The following is a 14,975-nucleotide window of genomic DNA, read 5'->3' on the forward strand; positions in this document are numbered from 1 at the left end:
TCGCGCGGGGCCCCGCGCCCGGTCAGCCCTCGGCCGCCGCCTCGATGAGGCAGAAGGCGTTGCCCTCGCCGAGCCCGGTCACCGAGGTCAGGGTGAGCCCCGCCCGGTCGCAGAGCTCGGCGAACTCCTCGCGGGTGCGTTCCCTTCCGCCCACGTTCAGCAGCATGTTGAGGTCGGTCAGATAGAGGGCGGCGCTCTCGGGGGCGACCGCGGCGGGCAGCAGGTGTTCCACGATCAGCACGCGCCCGCCGGGCGGAAGCACCGCGCGGCAGTGGCCGAGGACGGTGACGGCCTGGTCGTCGTTCCAGTCGTGCAGGATGCTCTTGAGCAGATAGAGGTCGGCGCCCTCGGGGACCGACCGGAAGAAGTCACCCACCACCAGGGAACAGCGGTCCTCGACGCCGTGCCGCCGCAGCGTCAAGGGCGCCTGCGCCAGGCCCTCCTCGGTGTCGCAGAGGATGCCGGAGAGCGCCGGGTGCTCGCGCAGCACCGGGGACAGCAGGGTGCCGTCGCCGCCTCCGATGTCGGCGACCGTGGTGAAGCGGCCGAAGTCGTAGGCGTGCGGGAGCTGGGCCGCGGTGAGCGAAGTGGACTGGCTCATCGCCGTGTTGAACAGCGCGGACAGCTCCGGGTGCTCCTTGAGGTAGGGGAAGAAGTCCCTGCCGAAGACCGAGGCGAAGGTGGTCTCGCCGGTCCGCACGCCCTCGTCCAGGTGCTCCCAGGCGCGCAGCATCGCCGGTTCGGCGAACATGCCGACGAGCGCCGCGAGCGAGTCGGGCCGCGCCGGATCGAGGAGGGCTCCCGCGGAGGTCACCGCGTAGGACTCCGGGGCGCGCTCCTGGAGGATGCCGAGGCCCGCGAGGGCGCGCAGCAGCCGGGCGGTGGCCTGCGGCTGCGTCCCGGCCTCCGCGGCCACTTCGGCGGCGTGCCGCTCCTTGGCGCCGATGATCTCGACCACGCGCAGCCGGACGGCCGCGCGCAGGGTCTGGGCCGCCAGGCTGCCCAGGAGGAGTTCGACCACGCGCCCGCGGTCCTCGGCACTCGCCGCCGGGGTCTCGCCGTTCGTGTCCACCGGCGTCCCGCCGTTCGTTTCCGCCGGGGTCCCACCGTTCGTGTCCGCCACCGTCACTCCCCTTCCGGTCGGGTCGCGCGTGCCTCGCCGCACGGACGACCATGCAACTTAGGTAACCCTAACCTGGAGGGCGGGGGCGGGCATCGCGTTCCGGCCAACCGGGCACCGCCGCCCGGCCGTTGCCGTGCCCCGCGACCGCCCGGGCGCCGCCCTGTCAGATCAGACAGGAGGCGCGGGCCAGCCCCTCCAGGGCCCGGCGCCGACCGTCCCGCCACGCCAGGGCCCCCGGGAAGTGGACGGACACGACCCCGATCAGCGCACCGGCACGGGCATGGATCGGCACCGACGCGACCGCGCCGACGTCGGCGTCCCGCAGCACGTCGAGGGCCGGAGTGCCGAGGAAGACCGGGGAGTTCACCACGTCCGCGACGAAGACCGGCTCGTGGTCCCGGGCGGCCACGCCGCACGCGGTCTCGCGGTCGTCGACCGTCTCGAAGAAGCTCAGGAACGGCTGCTGGAACCCGTGGTGCGCGACGATGCGCAGCGCTCCGACCGCGGGGTCGAGGAGCTGGGCGTTGCCCATCGGAGCGCCGGTGATCCGCAGGGCCACCGAGAGCGCCTCCGCGAGGAGCGAGCGGCGCCGCCGGTACTCGTGGGGCGCCAGCGGTGCCGTGCGCGCGTCGTGCACGAGCCGCGCCCCGTCCGCGCCCCCGCACATCTCCAGCGGGCGCAGCACCGCGCTGTGGGCCCGCGTGACGGTCAGACCCCCGCCCTCGGCGGCGGCCTGGTGGTGGGCGTCCAGGAGGAGGTCGACACCGGCGGCGCCGCAGAACGTGACCCGGCTCAGGTCGAGCGCGACCTGGTCGCGCTCCTCGCGCGCGCGGTCCAGGGTGCGGGCGAGCACCGTGGCCGAGGAGACGTCCAGCTCGCCGGCCACGCGGATGACGACACGGCCGTCGGCGCGGGCGACCGCGAGCCGCAGGCCGTCCGACGCCCGGGACCACTCCACGGCCTCACCCCACTCCCCGGTCGCCGACCTCATGAGCCGTCCACCCATGAGCCGTTCACGCTGGAACCGTTCACGCTGGAACCATCCACGCTAGGACCGGGAGCCCGCGCGCCTCCCGCCCTCCACCGACCCTTGCCCGAACCATCATCGATACGGACAAGACCGGTCGGCCGGGCACGCGTTCGCGACCGGAGCGGACCGTTTCCGACAGCCCCCGAGGGGGGAAGCCGGGCTACACGCCGCGGGCGCGCCACTCCGGGGCGAGGACGGACCACTGCTGGGCGTCGTACCGCACGCCTTCGTACGGCCACGACGCGCGGCGCACGCCCTCCAGCGTCATGCCGAGGCGCTTGGCCACCGCGGCGCTGCGCTCGTTGTCCGCACGGCAGACCCACTCCGCGCGGTGCATGCCCCGGACGGTGAACGCCCAGTCGAGCAGGGTCTCGCAGGCCCGGGTGATCAGGCCGTGCCCCTCGGCCGCGGGCTCCAGCCAGCAGCCGACCTCGCACGTACCCGAGGCGGCGTCGAAGCTCACGAACATCACGCCGCCGACCAGCGCGCCCTCGCGCCGGATGCCGTACAGCCGGGCCCCGTCCGCGGCCTGCCGCTCGGCGTACCGGCCGAGCGTGGCCCGGGCGGCGTCGAGGCCGTCGGTGACGAAGGCCGCCCCGACCCACGGCCGGATGTGCTCGCGGGCCCGGTCCAGATGGGCGGCGAACTCCTCGGCGTGCCACGGCTCGAGCGGGCTCAGGTGGGCATCGTCCCGCAGCGGGAGGGCGAACATGGAGACCTCACATTCACACAACAAGTGTTATGACTATGTACGGTAGCAGCATGCCACGCACCAAGGGAGATCACGAAGCCCGCCGCCGCGACGTGTCCGAGGCCGTCTGGCGGGTCCTCGCCGCGCACGGCTTCGGCGGCCTGACCCTGCGCGCCGTCGCCGCCGAGCTCGGCGCGACCACCGGCCTGCTCACCCACTACTTCCCGGCCAAGCGCGACCTGGTCGCGCACGCCCTGGACCTGCTCGACCGGCGCACCGCGACCCGTCCCCGGCGCGCCGGGGGAACGGGCCTGCCGGCCGTGCGCGCCGCGCTGCTCGACGTGCTGCCGCTGACCGCGGAGGCCACCGACAGCAACCGCATCTGGGTCTCCTCCTGGGACACCGCGCTCGCCGACCCCGGCCTGAGCGAGGAGTACGCCCGCAAGTACGCGCGCAGCCGCGACAAGCTGCGCGACCTGGTCGCCACGGCACAGGAGCTGGGCGAGCTGCCCGCCGGGGACCCCGCGCGCATCGCCGCCGCCGCGCAGTCCTTCGTGCTCGGCCTGGTGGTGCAGGCCCTCTTCGCCCCGGCGGCGTTCTCGCCGCAGCACCAGGTCGAGCTCCTGGACGACTACCTCGCCGGGCTCACGGCGACCTCCTGACACCCCCCGGCGCGCTCCCTCCGGAGAGCTACGGACGATCTCACCCCAGGGCGGGACGCCGCCCCCGGCCCCGGCCCCCTAGCCTCACTTCCGGGTACGCCGACAGCCGTGCTCACGCCCTCCCTCTCGCACGGTGACCACCGAGGACGCCCGGCATGACCAGCCACCACCCCCCGCCCACGAGCCCCGCCCCGGCCCGGGTCGAGGCCGCGCTCCGCGACCTGCGCGCCGACCTGACGACCACCCGGGCCATGCCGCTGCCGCCCTGGTCCTGGCCGCGCGGCCTGCGGTGGCTGCGCCGGCTCCCGCACGCCTTGGTCGTCCTCGCGGCCGCGGCGGTGGCGGCGACCGGCGCGGACCTGCCCGCACGGCTCCTGGCCGTCGGGCACGCGGCCTGCTGGCCGGTGGCGCTGCGCCGCCCCGTGCCCGCCTGGTGGCTGTCGAGCGCGTTCTTCGTCGCCATCCCCCTCGCTCATCCGCCCACGCCCGCCAACGAGCTGTGGACCTGGACCGTGCAGGCGGGCGTGCTCCTCCTGCTCGCGCTGCGCGTGCCCCCCGCGTCGGCGGCCGCGGCGGCGGTCCTCAGCGCCGCGGCCGGAGTGGTCCTGAAAGCGGCCGGGGGCGCCGTCGGCTCCTGGGACCTGGTGTTCTTCGGCCTCGTCCTGTTCGCCCTCGCGGTGTTGGTCGGCGGGGTGGCCCGGGGGCGCAGGGAGGACCGCGCCCGGCTCGCCGCGCAGATCGCCGCCACCGCGCAGGAGCGTGCCGTGCGCACCGTCCTGGAGGAGCGCACCCGGATCGCCCGCGAGCTGCACGACGTCGTCGCCCATCACATGTCGCTCATCTCCCTCCAGGCCGACGCGGCGCCCTACCGCGTCCCCGACCCGCCGCCGGAGCTCGCCGCCGCGTTCGCCTCGATCCGCGCCAACGCCCTGGAGGGCCTCGCCGAACTGCGGCAGCTGCTGGGTCTGCTGCGCGCCGACGCCCCCGGCGCGAGCACGGCCGCCACCGCCCCGCAGCCCTCGCTCGCCGCGCTCGACACCCTGCTGGCGCACGTGCGCGCGGCGGGGCTTCCCGTGGCCGTGCGCGTCGACGGCGACCGCAGGCCGCTGCCGCCGGGGGTGGAGCTGTCGGCGTACCGCATCATCCAGGAGGCGCTGAGCAACACCCTGCGGCACGCCCCCGGCGCCGAGGCGGCCGTCGAACTCTCCTACGCGCCCACCGCGTTGCGGCTGTGCGTCACCAACGGGCCCGCCGCCGTGGCCGCCGCCCCCGCGCCGGGCGGCGGCCACGGCCTCACCGGGATGCGCGAGCGTGCTGCCATGCTGGAGGGCGACCTCGCCGCGGGCCCGCTGCCGGGCGGGGGCTGGGAGGTCACCGCCGTCCTCCCGGCGCGCCGCACCCCGCGCGGCCTTCCCGGCCAGGACCCCACCACGGACAAGGACTCCCCCGCATGACGATCCGCGTGCTGATCGCCGACGACCAGGCCATGGTGCGCGAGGCCCTCTCCGTCCTGCTCGGCGCCCAACCCGACCTCGACGTCGTCGCCACGGCCGAGGACGGCGCCGCGGCCGTGGCCCGCGCCACCGCGCTGCGGCCCGACGTCGTCGTCATGGACATCCGCATGCCCGGCCTCGACGGCATCGAGGCGACCCGCCGGATCACCGCGGACCCCGCGTCCCCGACGAAGGTCCTGGCCCTGACCACCTTCAACCTCGACGAGTACGTGTACGAGGCGCTGCGCGCCGGGGCGAGCGGCTTCCTGCTCAAGGAGGCCTCCGGCAGCCGGCTCGCCGACGGGATCAGGGTGGTGGCGCGGGGCGACGCGCTGCTCTCCCCGGAGCTCACCAAGCGGCTCATCACCGAGTTCGCCCGCATCGGCCCGGTGGCGAAGCGGCCCACCGGCGTGGTCGTCGACCGGCTCACCGCGCGCGAGACCGAGGTCCTCGTCCAGGTCGCCCAGGGCCTGTCCAACGCGGAGATCGCCACGGCCCTCACCGTCGCCGAGGAGACCGTCAAGACGCACGTCGGCCGGATCCTGCACAAGCTGGCCCTGCGCGACCGCACCCAGGCCGCCGTCTTCGCCTACGAGTCGGGCCTCGTCACTCCGGGCGCCACCGCCTGACGCCGGGCCGCCCGCACGCACAAAGCACTTGCTTCAAGTGCACTCGAACGCTTTAGCGTGATCGGCATGACGGTGACCGACAACGCCTCCTTGACAGCTCCGCGCCCGGACACGCGCCCGGACATCTGCGTGTCCCCGACGCTGCGGCATCCGCGCCCCGACGGCCAGGACCGCTACACGATCAGCGAGGTCGCGGCGTTCACCGGGCTGCGGGCCCACACCCTGCGCTGGTACGAGCAGATCGGTCTGATGCCGCACGTGGAGCGGTCCCACACCGGGCAGCGCCGCTTCAGCAACAGGGATCTGGAGTGGCTCGATTTCGTGGGCAAGCTGCGGCTGACCGGAATGCCGGTCGCCGCCATGGTCCACTTCGCGGACCTGGTCCGCAGGGGCGAGGTCACCCACGCGGAGCGGCGGGAGGTCCTGGAGCGGACCCGGCACGACGTCGTCGCGCGCCTCACGGAGCTGCGGGACGCCCTCGCCGTCCTCGACGCCAAAATCACCTTCTACGCGGGCGCCCACCGTGCGCCGGAAGGGGCCTGAACGCCCTCATGAGCACCTCCATCGAACCGATCCCCACGGTCCGCCTCGGCACCGGCGGCCCCCTCGTCGGCGTCCAGGGCTTCGGCGCCATGGGCATCAGCGCCGCCTACGGACAGACCGACGACGCGGCGGCCCGCGACACCCTGGAGGCGACCGTCGAGGCGGGCGTCACCCTCATCGACACCGCCGACATGTACGGCAGCGGCGCCAACGAGGAGTTCCTCGCGCCGTTCGTCGCCGCGCACCGCGACGACATCACCCTGGCCACCAAGTTCGGCATCGAGACCCGCGCCGACGACCCCGGCCACCGGGCCGTCCGCAACGATCCCGCGTACGTGCGCCGGGCCGTCGAGGGAAGCCTGCGCCGCCTGGGCGTCGAGGCCATCGACCTGTACTACATGCACCGCAGGGACCCCGGGGTCCCGCTCGCCGAGTCCGTCGGCGCGATGGCCGGGCTGGTGCGGGAGGGCAAGGTCAAGCACCTGGGTCTGAGCGAGGTCACCGGGGCCGAGCTGCGCGAGGCGTACGCCGTGCACCCCATCGCCGCGGTGCAGTCGGAGTGGTCGCTCTTCAGCCGGGACGTCGAGCACAGCGTGGTGGGCGCGGCCGCCGACCTCGGGGTCGCCTTCGTGCCGTACTCGCCGCTCGGGCGCGGCTTCCTCACCGGCGCCTTCACCGACGCGAGCGCCGAGCTGTCGAGTGACGACTTCCGTCAGTCGATGCCGCGGCTGAGCGGCGACAACGCCGTGGCGAACGCCGCCCTCCTGACGCCCCTGCGCGCCATCGCGGCCGACCGCGGCGCCACCCCGGCGCAGATCGCCCTGGCCTGGGTGCAGCAGCGGGCCCGGGCGCACGGCCTCGCGGTGGTACCGATCCCCGGCACCCGCAAGCGCGGCCGCCTCCTGGAGAACGCGGCGGCCACCCGGATCACCCTGACCCCCGGGGAACTCGCCCTCCTGGAGCCGATCGCCGACCAGGTGGCGGGCGATCGCTACCCGGACATGTCCCTCACCTCCGCCGCGCGGGAGGCTCAGGCCTGACGGCGGGCCGTCAGGAGCCGGCCGGTGCCGAGCAGCCGCAGGCCGTCCCCGGTCTCGTGCCGCCTCAGCCGCTCGGTGAGGCGGGTGCGGGCGAGGGCCCGCGCGTCGGCGCCGACCTGGTCGAGGAGGTGGCGGCCGGGGCCCGAGTCGAGCATGAAGCGGGCCGCGTCCTCGGCGTCGCGGCCCCAGGTCCCGTACGCCCGGACGCGTTCGGCCCGTACGTCGTGGAACCCGGCCGCCACGAGCAGCCCCGTAGCGGTGTCGGCGTCGGCCAGGGAGAACATGCCCGGCCCTCCGGGCGCGCCGAACCCCCGCATCGGCAGGATGTCGTCGAGCGCGCCGAGGGCCAGCAGCCACTCGGTGTCCTCCGGCTCGGCGGCGGTGAGGAAGGCGATCCGGCCGCCGGGCCGCAGCGCGCGGGCGACGTTGGCGAACGCGGCGACGGGGTCGGCGAAGAACATGACGCCGAAGCGGCTGATCGCCACGTCGAAGGCGGCGGGCGCGAGGGGATGGACCTGGGCGTCGCCGTGCGCGAAGGAGACGTTGGCGACGCCCTCCGCCGCCGCCCGCTCCCGGGCGCGCGCCAGCATGGGCGCGGAGAGGTCGAGACCCAGCGCGCGGCCGGGGCCGACGGCCCGGGCGGCGAGGCGGGTGGTGGCTCCGGCCCCGCAGCCGACGTCCAGGACCTCGTCACCGGCGCGGAGGGCGGCGGCGTCGAGCAGCGGCTGGTCGAACCCGCCGTTGACGGCGTTCCAGCGGTCCTGGTGGGCGGCCCAGTGGGTGCCCTCGTAGCCGTTCCACGCCTGCGCCTGGGCGGTGTTGACGATGCCGTGCATGCGAGATGACCTCCAGCGGTGCGGCCGGGCACCCTAGAATGGGCGAGTGCCCAAATAGTATGGGCACGCGCCCATACTGGCAATCGCCTTGCCCTGGGAGGGACTTGATGTCACCGCGCGGAGTCGCGATCCCCGATCTGCGAGAGCGGCTGTTCGACGCCGCGGAGCGCGTGCTCGCGCGGGACGGCGCCGGCGCCCTGACCGGCCGGGCCGTCACGGAGGAGGCGGGCTGCGCCAAGGGGGTGCTGCACACGCACTTCGCGAGCCTCGACCAGTTCGTCGCCGAACTCTGTCTGGACCGCTTCGCCCGTGCCGCGGCACGGGCGAAGGACCTGCCGGAGCGGGCGGGTACGGCCACCGTGGCCGAACACCTCGGCGCCGTGGCCGCGGCGGTCCTCTCCCTGGACCCCGGTGTCGTGGAGCTGGCCGTGACCCGCCCGGCCGCCACCCTGCGGATCCGCGAGGCCTGGCGGGCGGGCGCACCCGGCTTCGGCGCGGTGCAGGAGTCGATCGGCGCCTATCTGCGCGAGGAACAGCGCCTGGAGCGCGTACCACGGGAGCGGGACACGGCGTCCGTCGCCCTCGCCCTGGTCGGGACGCTGCACCATCTGCTGATGACGGGGTGGGAGGGCGCGGCGGATCCGCGGGGCGAGGTGGAGCGGCTCATCCGCGCGCTGGTCGGCGGGGCCTGAGGCAAGGCCTTCGGCGGAGCCTGGGGCAGGGCCTTCGGCGGGCCCCGATGCCCGGCCCGCTCAGTCGCCCGGGCGGAGGGGCGGGCTCGCCACGCCCTGCTCCCGGCCGCCGAGTTCGGCGTCCAGGGTCTGCTGCGCGACCCGCATCGCCTCGGCGTACCGCGGCTCGGACATGCGCTGCCAGGCCTCGTCCGGCGCGACCTCCTCCTGGCGGCTGACCACCCACCAGATGTTGCCGAACGGGTCGCGCACCCTGCCGCCCCGGTCGCCCCAGGCGCTGTCGGAGACCTCGGTGACGACCCGCGCGCCGTGGGCGACGGCGGCGGCCACGGCGGCGTCCGCGTCGGGGACGTAGACCCGCAGGAGCGAGGGCATCACCGGCCAGTCGGGCCGCCGGTCGAAGGCCAGCACGACCGTGTCGCCGACCCGGATCTCGCCGTGGCCGATGGTGCCGTCCTCGACCGGCACCCGCGCCAGCTCCTGCCCGTCGAACGCGGCGGCCACGAAGTCGAGCAGGGCACCGGTGTCGTCGGTGACCACCCAGGGCGCGACGCTGGTGTACCCCTCGGGCACGGTGCGGTTCATCGGTGACGTCCTTCCGTAGCGGCCTGCCGGGCCACGGCGTTCGGCCGGGGCCCACTTGCTTCGGAGCCGACACTAGAAGGCGCATAGGACGGTTCCTGACCTGGAGGACGCGCCGTCAGGTCGTACGTCCGCTGCGGCTGATCGCGACCGTGGCGCCGGGAGGTCGTACACCGAGGCCCGCGTCGCGAGGAGGTCCCCGTGAACCCCCGTCCACGGCTGGCGCGTCGCCATGCAGTCATCGTGGCACGGTGATCGTTCGGCGCCGTGGGAGCGTCCGGGCCCGCCGCGCTCAGGGGAGGCGGGCGGCGTCCATCGCGTCCAGGAGGTCCCGGAGTCCGGCGAGCGCCCCGCGGGCCGCTTCCGTCATCCCCGTCAGTGCCGCGCGGCGGTCGTGGGGCGTGGCCAGACCCTCCTCGGCGCGGCGGACGAGGCCCGCCGTGTGGGCGACGACCGTGCCGTGCAGGCCCGTCGCGACGCGGCGGCGCTCGCCAATCACCGCGTCGTCGACGCGCGCGGCCACCGCGTCGAGCACGCGTCGCTCCCAGCGCCCGCCGTCGCCCCGGCGGGCGCGGGTCAGCAGGCCGAGCGCCCACACGGGCAGCAGCCACGGCACGGCCACCAGGCCGAGGCCCGCGAGCAGCGCCGCGGTGCCGGGGCCCGCCGACTCGGCCGGGTCGCTCAGCACCGCGAGCCCGAGCACCGCCCCGCCGACGGCACCGACCGCGACCGGCGCGGGCCAGGTCGCGCGGGCGGGGCCGTAGGCGCCCACCGCGCGCAGCGCGGCCAGTTCCACCGCCCACGCGCAGGCCAGGGCCGCGAGCCAGGCGAACGGCAGCACGCCCGCGACCGTGGCCGCCGCCCAGGCCAGGGACACGCCGAGCGACACCGCGAGGGCCGTCGCGGGGGCCCGGCGGCGCAGCGGCAAGGGGGCCGCGTGGGCGGTCAACAGGGCGGCCAGGCCGCACAGTTCAGCGCCGGTCAGCGGCACGGCGGCGAGCAGCGGCGCCGCCGCGCAGACGGTGAACAGCGCCACGTCCACCGCTCGCGGCCACCAGGTGCGGGGCGGCCGCGTCGGCAGGGTCGCGGCGACGGTCCAGCCGCCGCGCCGCGACGGGCCCGCCGCGAGCCGTCCGCCGACGGACGCGGCCCGCGCCGTCAGGTGTGCGAGCCCCCGGCCGGTGCCGAGGCCGCCGCCCAGCGGCTCGCACTCCCGGGCGGGTTCGTTCGTCACGGTGACCGTCACCTCGCCGGGGGCGTACCCGAGACGGACGGTGACCGGCGCCCCCGGGGCGTACCGCATCGCGTTGGTCAGGGACTCCTGGACGACGCGGTACGCGGTGGCGCGGACGGCGGGCGCCAGGGGCCGGGGGCGGCCGCGGACGTCGAGGGCGACGGGCACACCGCGGCGCTCCAGGCCCGCGCACAAGGGCGGCAGGATGTCGTGCAGCGGCCCGTCGTCCGGCTCGTCGGCGACCACCGCGACCAGTTCGGCGAGGGCGGCCAACACGTCACGGCCCACCGCGGCGCCGTGGGCGAGGGCCTCGTCGGCCAGTTCGGGGCGGCTCTCCGCGAGCCGCAGCGCGGCCGCCCCCTGGACGGCGATGGCGGTGAGGTGGTGCCCCGCGGTGTCGTGCAGGTCGCGGGCGAGCCGTTCGCGCTCGGCGTCGGCGGCGGCCCGGCGTTCGCCGTCCACGTCGGCGAGGCGGGCGAGGAGGCGGGCCCTGCGGTCCTCGCGGTGGGCGCGCAGCCGCCCGCACAGCACGACGACCAGGTGCAGCAGGGCGCCCGCGAGCAGGTCGTCGAGGAGCGGGCCCGTCACGTCACCGCCCGCCCCGGGCAAGGGGGTCGAGGCGGTGGCGAGCGCCGCTCCGGGCAGCGCGAGGCGCGCGCGGCGGCGCACGGACAGGGAGAACAGCGCGACCCAGACGGCGACGGGCAGCGCGGGCGTCAGCGCGGCCTCCGGCAGCAGCGCCCGGGTCACCGCGTCGGCCGCGAGCACCGCGCAGAACACCGGCACCGGTGCCACCGCCCGCCACACCAGGGCTGCCGCCGACGCGAGCACCGCGAGGAGCCCCAGGCCCGTCTGCCAGGGCTCGGCATGGCCCGGGCCGAAGACGACCACGGTCACGTGTCCGGCGAGGAGCAGCGCGGGCACCGCTGCGCCGACGCCCTCCGCCCGCCTACGCGCCACCGCCCCGAGGCCGTCCGATGCCACGCCGTGCTGTGTGTGCCGCGTCCGGTGTCTGCGGGCCTCGTCGTGGCTGGTCGCGCAGTTCCCCGCGCCCCTTTGGGGCCCTGTCCCCTCGGGGCGCTGTCCCTTCAGGGCGCTGTGGCGCAGCCGTGCCCTCATCCGGTCCTCCCCCAGCCCGCGGCCCCGGCCCGCACCGCGACCCTACCGGCGTACTTCTCCACCCACGGGTGGAGGAGACACCGGCCAGCAGGCCGGTGCCGGGCCCCTGCCCGGGCAGGACGCGGACCCGCGCCGGTCGCGATGTGCTGGGGCCATGAGCATCGACCGACGTACCGCCGTCGCGGCGGGGATCACCGCCGGGCTCGGCCTGGCGGCGGCGTCCGCCGTGAGCCGCGCGACCACCTCGCCGCAGGGCGTGCCCGGGAACGGGGCGATCACCGTCCGGGGCGAGTCCGCCACCCGCACCTCCCTGCCCGTCGCCCGCGACCCGAGAGCGTCGGGCGGCGCCTACCTGGCCCTGGACACGGCCGACGCGCCGCCCGCGCGCGGCGGTTGGTACGCCACGTACACCGTGGACGCCCCGGCGGCCGGGCCGTACCGCCTCACGGCGGTGGCCTCCGTGCCCGTGGAGCAGCCGCACGCCGAGCAGCCGGGCTCGTACCTCCGGCTGGCCGTCAACGGCACCGCGCCGCTGCCGCTCGCCCACTCCCAGCCCCACTGGTACGAGTCCCCGAAGGCCTGGGGCGCGCTGTCCCGGGTCACGCTGGGCGAGGTCGAGCTGTGCCGGGGCGCCAACACCCTCACCTTCACCGTCGAGGGGCCGACCGTCCTGGACGCGTACACCGGATACCGCTTCCTCCTCGACGAGTTCACCCTCACCCCGGTCCCCCTCGCCCTGCGCGCCGTGCGCGTGCGGGACCGCGCGGGGGAGCCGGCGGACAACCTCGGCCACTACCGCGACGAGCGGCACGCGGCCCTGGCCTTCGAGCTCAACGCGGCGGCGCCGGAGCCGGTGGGCGTCTCGTACCGGCTGCTCGACCACTCCTCGAAGGAGGTGGCCTCCGGCCGCGTGCGCGTCCCGGCGGGCGCCGCCGGGGCCGTGCTCCCCCTGCCCGCACTGCCGCCCGGCGCCTACCGTGTCCTGGCGGCCCTCGGCTCGGCCCCGAGGGCCACGGTCACCGGGCGCTTCGCGCGCCTTCCGGAGCGGCGTGCGGTGCGGGGCCCGGCGAACCGCTTCGGCGTCAACGTCGCCACCTACGCCCTGGTGCCGCCCGCCCGGCTGCCCGCGCTCGCGTCGGCCCTCGCGGCCATGGGCGTCGGGCACGTCCGCGACGGCGGCTCCTGGCCCGCCGCGCAGCGCGCCCCGCGCGGCCCGTTCGCCGCAGAGCCCTTCGACACCGCCCGCGCGGCGTTCCACGACCACGGCCTGAAGGTCGTCGAGGTCGTCTCGCCGCCCCCCGACTGGGCGTTGACCAGGACCTCCGTGCCGCTCCCCGCCGACCTGCGCGACGCCTACCGCTACACCGCCCACCTCGCGGGGCGGGGCGGGCGCGTACCGGCCGACGCGCTCCAGCTGTCGAACGAGCCCGACGTCGACGCCACCGCGAGCACCGGCGACCAGCACGCCGCGTACGTCAAGGCGGCGGCGCTCGGCATCGCGGACCAGCCGGACGCGCCCCCGGTGGTGCTTCCCGGCATCGCGCAGGAGGGCCTCTTCCAGGAGCTGATGCTGCGCAACGACGTGGTGCGGTACGCCGACGTGTGGAGCTTCCACGGCTATCCGCCGCTCGACGACACCGACCCCGATCCTTCGTCGGCGCCGGAGGAGCAGCAGGAGCTGCGCGGGCGGTTCGGGGCGCCGGGCCGCGAGGTGGCGATGTGGATGACGGAGTGCGGTGCCTTCCTGCCCGCCGTACCGGGTGGCGACCCCGCGTACGCCACACAGCGCACCCAGGCCCGCTATCTGGTGCTTTCGGCGGTGGAGAGCCTGGCCGCGGGCACGGACCGGCAGTTCTGGTTCTGCGGGCCGCCGTGCACGGACGACGGCGTCTCGTTCGCGCTGTTCAGCCGGGACTTCCAGCCGCTGCCCGCGTTCAGCGCGTACGCGGCGCTCACCGCGCTCCTCGGGGAGGCCAACTACGCGGGAACGATCACGGAGTTGCTGCCGCGCGCGGCCGGTTTCGTCTTCGCGGACGGCGCGGGCCGCACGGTGACGGTGGTGTGCGCGCCCCGGCCGAGGTCCGTGGACGTCCCGGTGCCGGACGGGCCGACGCGCGTGTACGACATCATGGGCGCGGCCCGGGGCGCACCGCCCAGGTCCCGGCGGGGAACGGTCCGCGTGAAGGCGGGCCGCGACCCGCTCTACCTGGTGACCGAGGCTCCGCCGCCCCGGCGGCCCAGGCCGCCCGCGGGCGACGGCCGCACCCGGACGCGCCCGCTGTCCCCGGCCGAGCACATCGTCCTCGACCAGCGCTTCGCGGCGGCCGACGCGGCGCCGGACAAGGCCGACGGCGACGCCGAGCCGCCGCTGGGCTACCGCCTGGGCACGACGACCCGGATGCGCCTCGCCGTCTACAACTTCAACCCCACCGCGCGGACCGTCACGCTCACCGCGCGGCCGCCCGCGGGGTGGTCGGTGACGCCCCGCCGCGTGGCGGAGGTCCGGGTGCCCGCACACGGGCGCGTACGGGTGCTCTTCACGGTGACGGCGGGCGAGCGGGTGGCCACCGGAGCGGACCACCCGCTGACCTTCGAGGCCCGCCTCGGCGACGAGCCGGTCCCGCCGTCGGTGTCGCTCGTCCAACGGCGGCCCCGAGGCGGTGACTAGCGCAGGCCGAACTGGCTGCGGCCGTCCACCTTGCCGTTGCCGATGGAGAACGACGCCACGCCGTACGACGAGCCGTTCTGCTCGCACACGTAGATCGCCGACTTCACGCCCTGGGCCTCGGAGTCGGCGGAGCGCACGCAGACGCCCTTGCCCGCGATGGTGTGCATCTGCGCGACGGTCTTGCCCTTGGTGATCTTCTTGTACTTGGCCTTCGTCATCTTGCCGTTGGACTCCTTGCCGTCCAGACCGGCCTGCGACTTGATCTCCAGCTTGCCGTTGCCGAAGAAGAACTCCGCCGTGCTGAAGCGCTTGTTGCCCTTACAGGTGTACGTCTTGCTGGAGTAGCCCGGGAAGCTGTCGCTCGCGGTCTTCTTGCAGGCGCCGCTGCCCGCGACCGAGGTCAGCTTGGCGACGGACGCGCCGAGCTTCACCTTGTCGTACTCGGCGCGCGTGATGGTGCCCGAGGCCGCCTGCGCGGTCGGCGCCAGGGCGGCGGTGAGAGCGGTGGCGAGCAGACCGGCGGTGAGCAGGCTCTTGCGCGACATGCGAGTTCCTCATTCTTGCGCGAAAACGGCAGGGCTGAGGGACGTCACGAAGGCACAGCCCCCCACCCTTCGAACAAAGCGAAGTATA

General features: G+C 75.8%; 14 protein-coding genes. 7 read left to right on the forward strand and 7 right to left on the reverse strand.

Translation table 11 applies throughout. The annotated features are described in order from the left end of the window. Positions 1–22: 22 nt before the first annotated feature. The 3 genes from C9F11_RS04920 to C9F11_RS04930 all read right to left on the reverse strand — a co-directional run bounded on the left by C9F11_RS04920 (position 23) and on the right by C9F11_RS04930 (position 2,865). Entirely contained in the window at positions 23–1,021 is a 999-nt protein-coding gene (locus C9F11_RS04920; RefSeq protein WP_249402140.1) for an acetylserotonin O-methyltransferase, read from the reverse strand. Positions 1,022–1,286: 265 nt separating this feature from the next. Then, entirely contained in the window at positions 1,287–2,114 is an 828-nt protein-coding gene (locus tag C9F11_RS04925) for an STAS domain-containing protein (RefSeq protein WP_171075641.1), read from the reverse strand. A gap of 199 nt (positions 2,115–2,313) precedes the next feature. Beyond that, on the reverse strand, positions 2,314–2,865 hold the full coding sequence (locus C9F11_RS04930; protein WP_138958084.1) for a GNAT family protein: 552 nt from the start codon (positions 2,863–2,865) through the stop codon (positions 2,314–2,316). A 50-nt stretch (positions 2,866–2,915) separates the two neighbouring features. Here C9F11_RS04930 and C9F11_RS04935 point away from each other — a divergent pair, with 50 nt between their 5' ends. The 5 genes from C9F11_RS04935 (at position 2,916) to C9F11_RS04955 (ending at position 7,211) form a co-directional block, all read left to right on the forward strand. Further along, positions 2,916–3,506 (forward strand): TetR/AcrR family transcriptional regulator, encoded by a 591-nt coding sequence (locus C9F11_RS04935; protein ID WP_171075642.1) that lies wholly within the window; start codon positions 2,916–2,918, stop codon positions 3,504–3,506. A gap of 155 nt (positions 3,507–3,661) precedes the next feature. Further along, on the forward strand, positions 3,662–4,960 hold the full coding sequence (locus C9F11_RS04940; RefSeq protein WP_138958086.1) for a histidine kinase: 1,299 nt from the start codon (positions 3,662–3,664) through the stop codon (positions 4,958–4,960). Beyond that, a complete protein-coding gene (locus tag C9F11_RS04945) occupies positions 4,957–5,628 on the forward strand; it encodes a response regulator transcription factor (RefSeq protein WP_138958087.1) in 672 nt (223 codons plus the stop codon). The genes C9F11_RS04940 and C9F11_RS04945 overlap by 4 nt, the downstream gene beginning before the upstream one ends. A gap of 66 nt (positions 5,629–5,694) precedes the next feature. Continuing rightward, a complete protein-coding gene (locus C9F11_RS04950) occupies positions 5,695–6,171 on the forward strand; it encodes a MerR family transcriptional regulator (protein ID WP_138958088.1) in 477 nt (158 codons plus the stop codon). A gap of 8 nt (positions 6,172–6,179) precedes the next feature. Then, positions 6,180–7,211: an aldo/keto reductase gene (locus tag C9F11_RS04955; protein ID WP_138958089.1), complete on the forward strand. Its 1,032-nt coding sequence runs from the start codon at positions 6,180–6,182 to the stop codon at positions 7,209–7,211. Here C9F11_RS04955 and C9F11_RS04960 read toward each other — a convergent pair. Further along, positions 7,202–8,047, reverse strand: coding sequence for a class I SAM-dependent methyltransferase (locus C9F11_RS04960; RefSeq protein ID WP_138958090.1), 846 nt, complete (start codon positions 8,045–8,047; stop codon positions 7,202–7,204). The two genes, C9F11_RS04955 and C9F11_RS04960, sit on opposite strands and share 10 nt — an antisense overlap. Before the next feature lie 107 nt (positions 8,048–8,154). Here C9F11_RS04960 and C9F11_RS04965 point away from each other — a divergent pair, with 107 nt between their 5' ends. Continuing rightward, positions 8,155–8,739 (forward strand): TetR/AcrR family transcriptional regulator, encoded by a 585-nt coding sequence (locus tag C9F11_RS04965; RefSeq protein WP_138958091.1) that lies wholly within the window; start codon positions 8,155–8,157, stop codon positions 8,737–8,739. Between the two features lie 60 nt (positions 8,740–8,799). On the opposite strand, the gene C9F11_RS04970 is transcribed toward C9F11_RS04965, so the two are convergent. After that, positions 8,800–9,324 carry a VOC family protein gene (locus tag C9F11_RS04970; protein ID WP_138958092.1) on the reverse strand — a complete coding sequence of 175 codons (525 nt, stop codon included), beginning with the start codon at positions 9,322–9,324 and terminating at the stop codon, positions 8,800–8,802. 289 nt (positions 9,325–9,613) lie between these two features. Then, the gene (locus C9F11_RS04975) at positions 9,614–11,539 is read right to left on the reverse strand and encodes a histidine kinase (protein WP_171075643.1); all 1,926 of its coding nucleotides are present in this window, start codon (positions 11,537–11,539) and stop codon (positions 9,614–9,616) included. Between the two features lie 289 nt (positions 11,540–11,828). Between C9F11_RS04975 and C9F11_RS04980 the strand changes: the two genes are divergently transcribed. Then, complete coding sequence (locus C9F11_RS04980) at positions 11,829–14,342, forward strand: NEW3 domain-containing protein (protein ID WP_138958094.1); 2,514 nt, start codon at positions 11,829–11,831, stop codon at positions 14,340–14,342. On the opposite strand, the gene C9F11_RS04985 is transcribed toward C9F11_RS04980, so the two are convergent. Then, positions 14,339–14,887, reverse strand: a complete 549-nt coding sequence (locus C9F11_RS04985; protein WP_138958095.1) for a hypothetical protein — start codon at positions 14,885–14,887, stop codon at positions 14,339–14,341. The two genes, C9F11_RS04980 and C9F11_RS04985, sit on opposite strands and share 4 nt — an antisense overlap. Positions 14,888–14,975: the final 88 nt, after the last annotated feature.

It is taken from the genome of Streptomyces sp. YIM 121038 (assembly GCF_006088715.1).
In the GTDB taxonomy this organism is placed as follows: domain Bacteria; phylum Actinomycetota; class Actinomycetes; order Streptomycetales; family Streptomycetaceae; genus Streptomyces.

Excerpts from the sequence above, each read along its gene's own strand:
- C9F11_RS04925 (WP_171075641.1), bottom strand. The coding sequence starts at position 2,114 with ATGAGGTCGGCGACCGGGGAGTGGGGTGAGGCCGTGGAGTGGTCCCGG.
- C9F11_RS04930 (WP_138958084.1), bottom strand. The coding sequence starts at position 2,865 with ATGTTCGCCCTCCCGCTGCGGGACGATGCCCACCTGAGCCCGCTCGAG.
- C9F11_RS04935 (WP_171075642.1), top strand. The coding sequence starts at position 2,916 with ATGCCACGCACCAAGGGAGATCACGAAGCCCGCCGCCGCGACGTGTCC.
- C9F11_RS04940 (WP_138958086.1), top strand. The coding sequence starts at position 3,662 with ATGACCAGCCACCACCCCCCGCCCACGAGCCCCGCCCCGGCCCGGGTC.
- C9F11_RS04945 (WP_138958087.1), top strand. The coding sequence starts at position 4,957 with ATGACGATCCGCGTGCTGATCGCCGACGACCAGGCCATGGTGCGCGAG.
- C9F11_RS04950 (WP_138958088.1), top strand. The coding sequence starts at position 5,695 with ATGACGGTGACCGACAACGCCTCCTTGACAGCTCCGCGCCCGGACACG.
- C9F11_RS04955 (WP_138958089.1), top strand. The coding sequence starts at position 6,180 with ATGAGCACCTCCATCGAACCGATCCCCACGGTCCGCCTCGGCACCGGC.
- C9F11_RS04960 (WP_138958090.1), bottom strand. The coding sequence starts at position 8,047 with ATGCACGGCATCGTCAACACCGCCCAGGCGCAGGCGTGGAACGGCTAC.
- C9F11_RS04965 (WP_138958091.1), top strand. The coding sequence starts at position 8,155 with ATGTCACCGCGCGGAGTCGCGATCCCCGATCTGCGAGAGCGGCTGTTC.
- C9F11_RS04970 (WP_138958092.1), bottom strand. The coding sequence starts at position 9,324 with ATGAACCGCACCGTGCCCGAGGGGTACACCAGCGTCGCGCCCTGGGTG.
- C9F11_RS04980 (WP_138958094.1), top strand. The coding sequence starts at position 11,829 with ATGAGCATCGACCGACGTACCGCCGTCGCGGCGGGGATCACCGCCGGG.
- C9F11_RS04985 (WP_138958095.1), bottom strand. The coding sequence starts at position 14,887 with ATGTCGCGCAAGAGCCTGCTCACCGCCGGTCTGCTCGCCACCGCTCTC.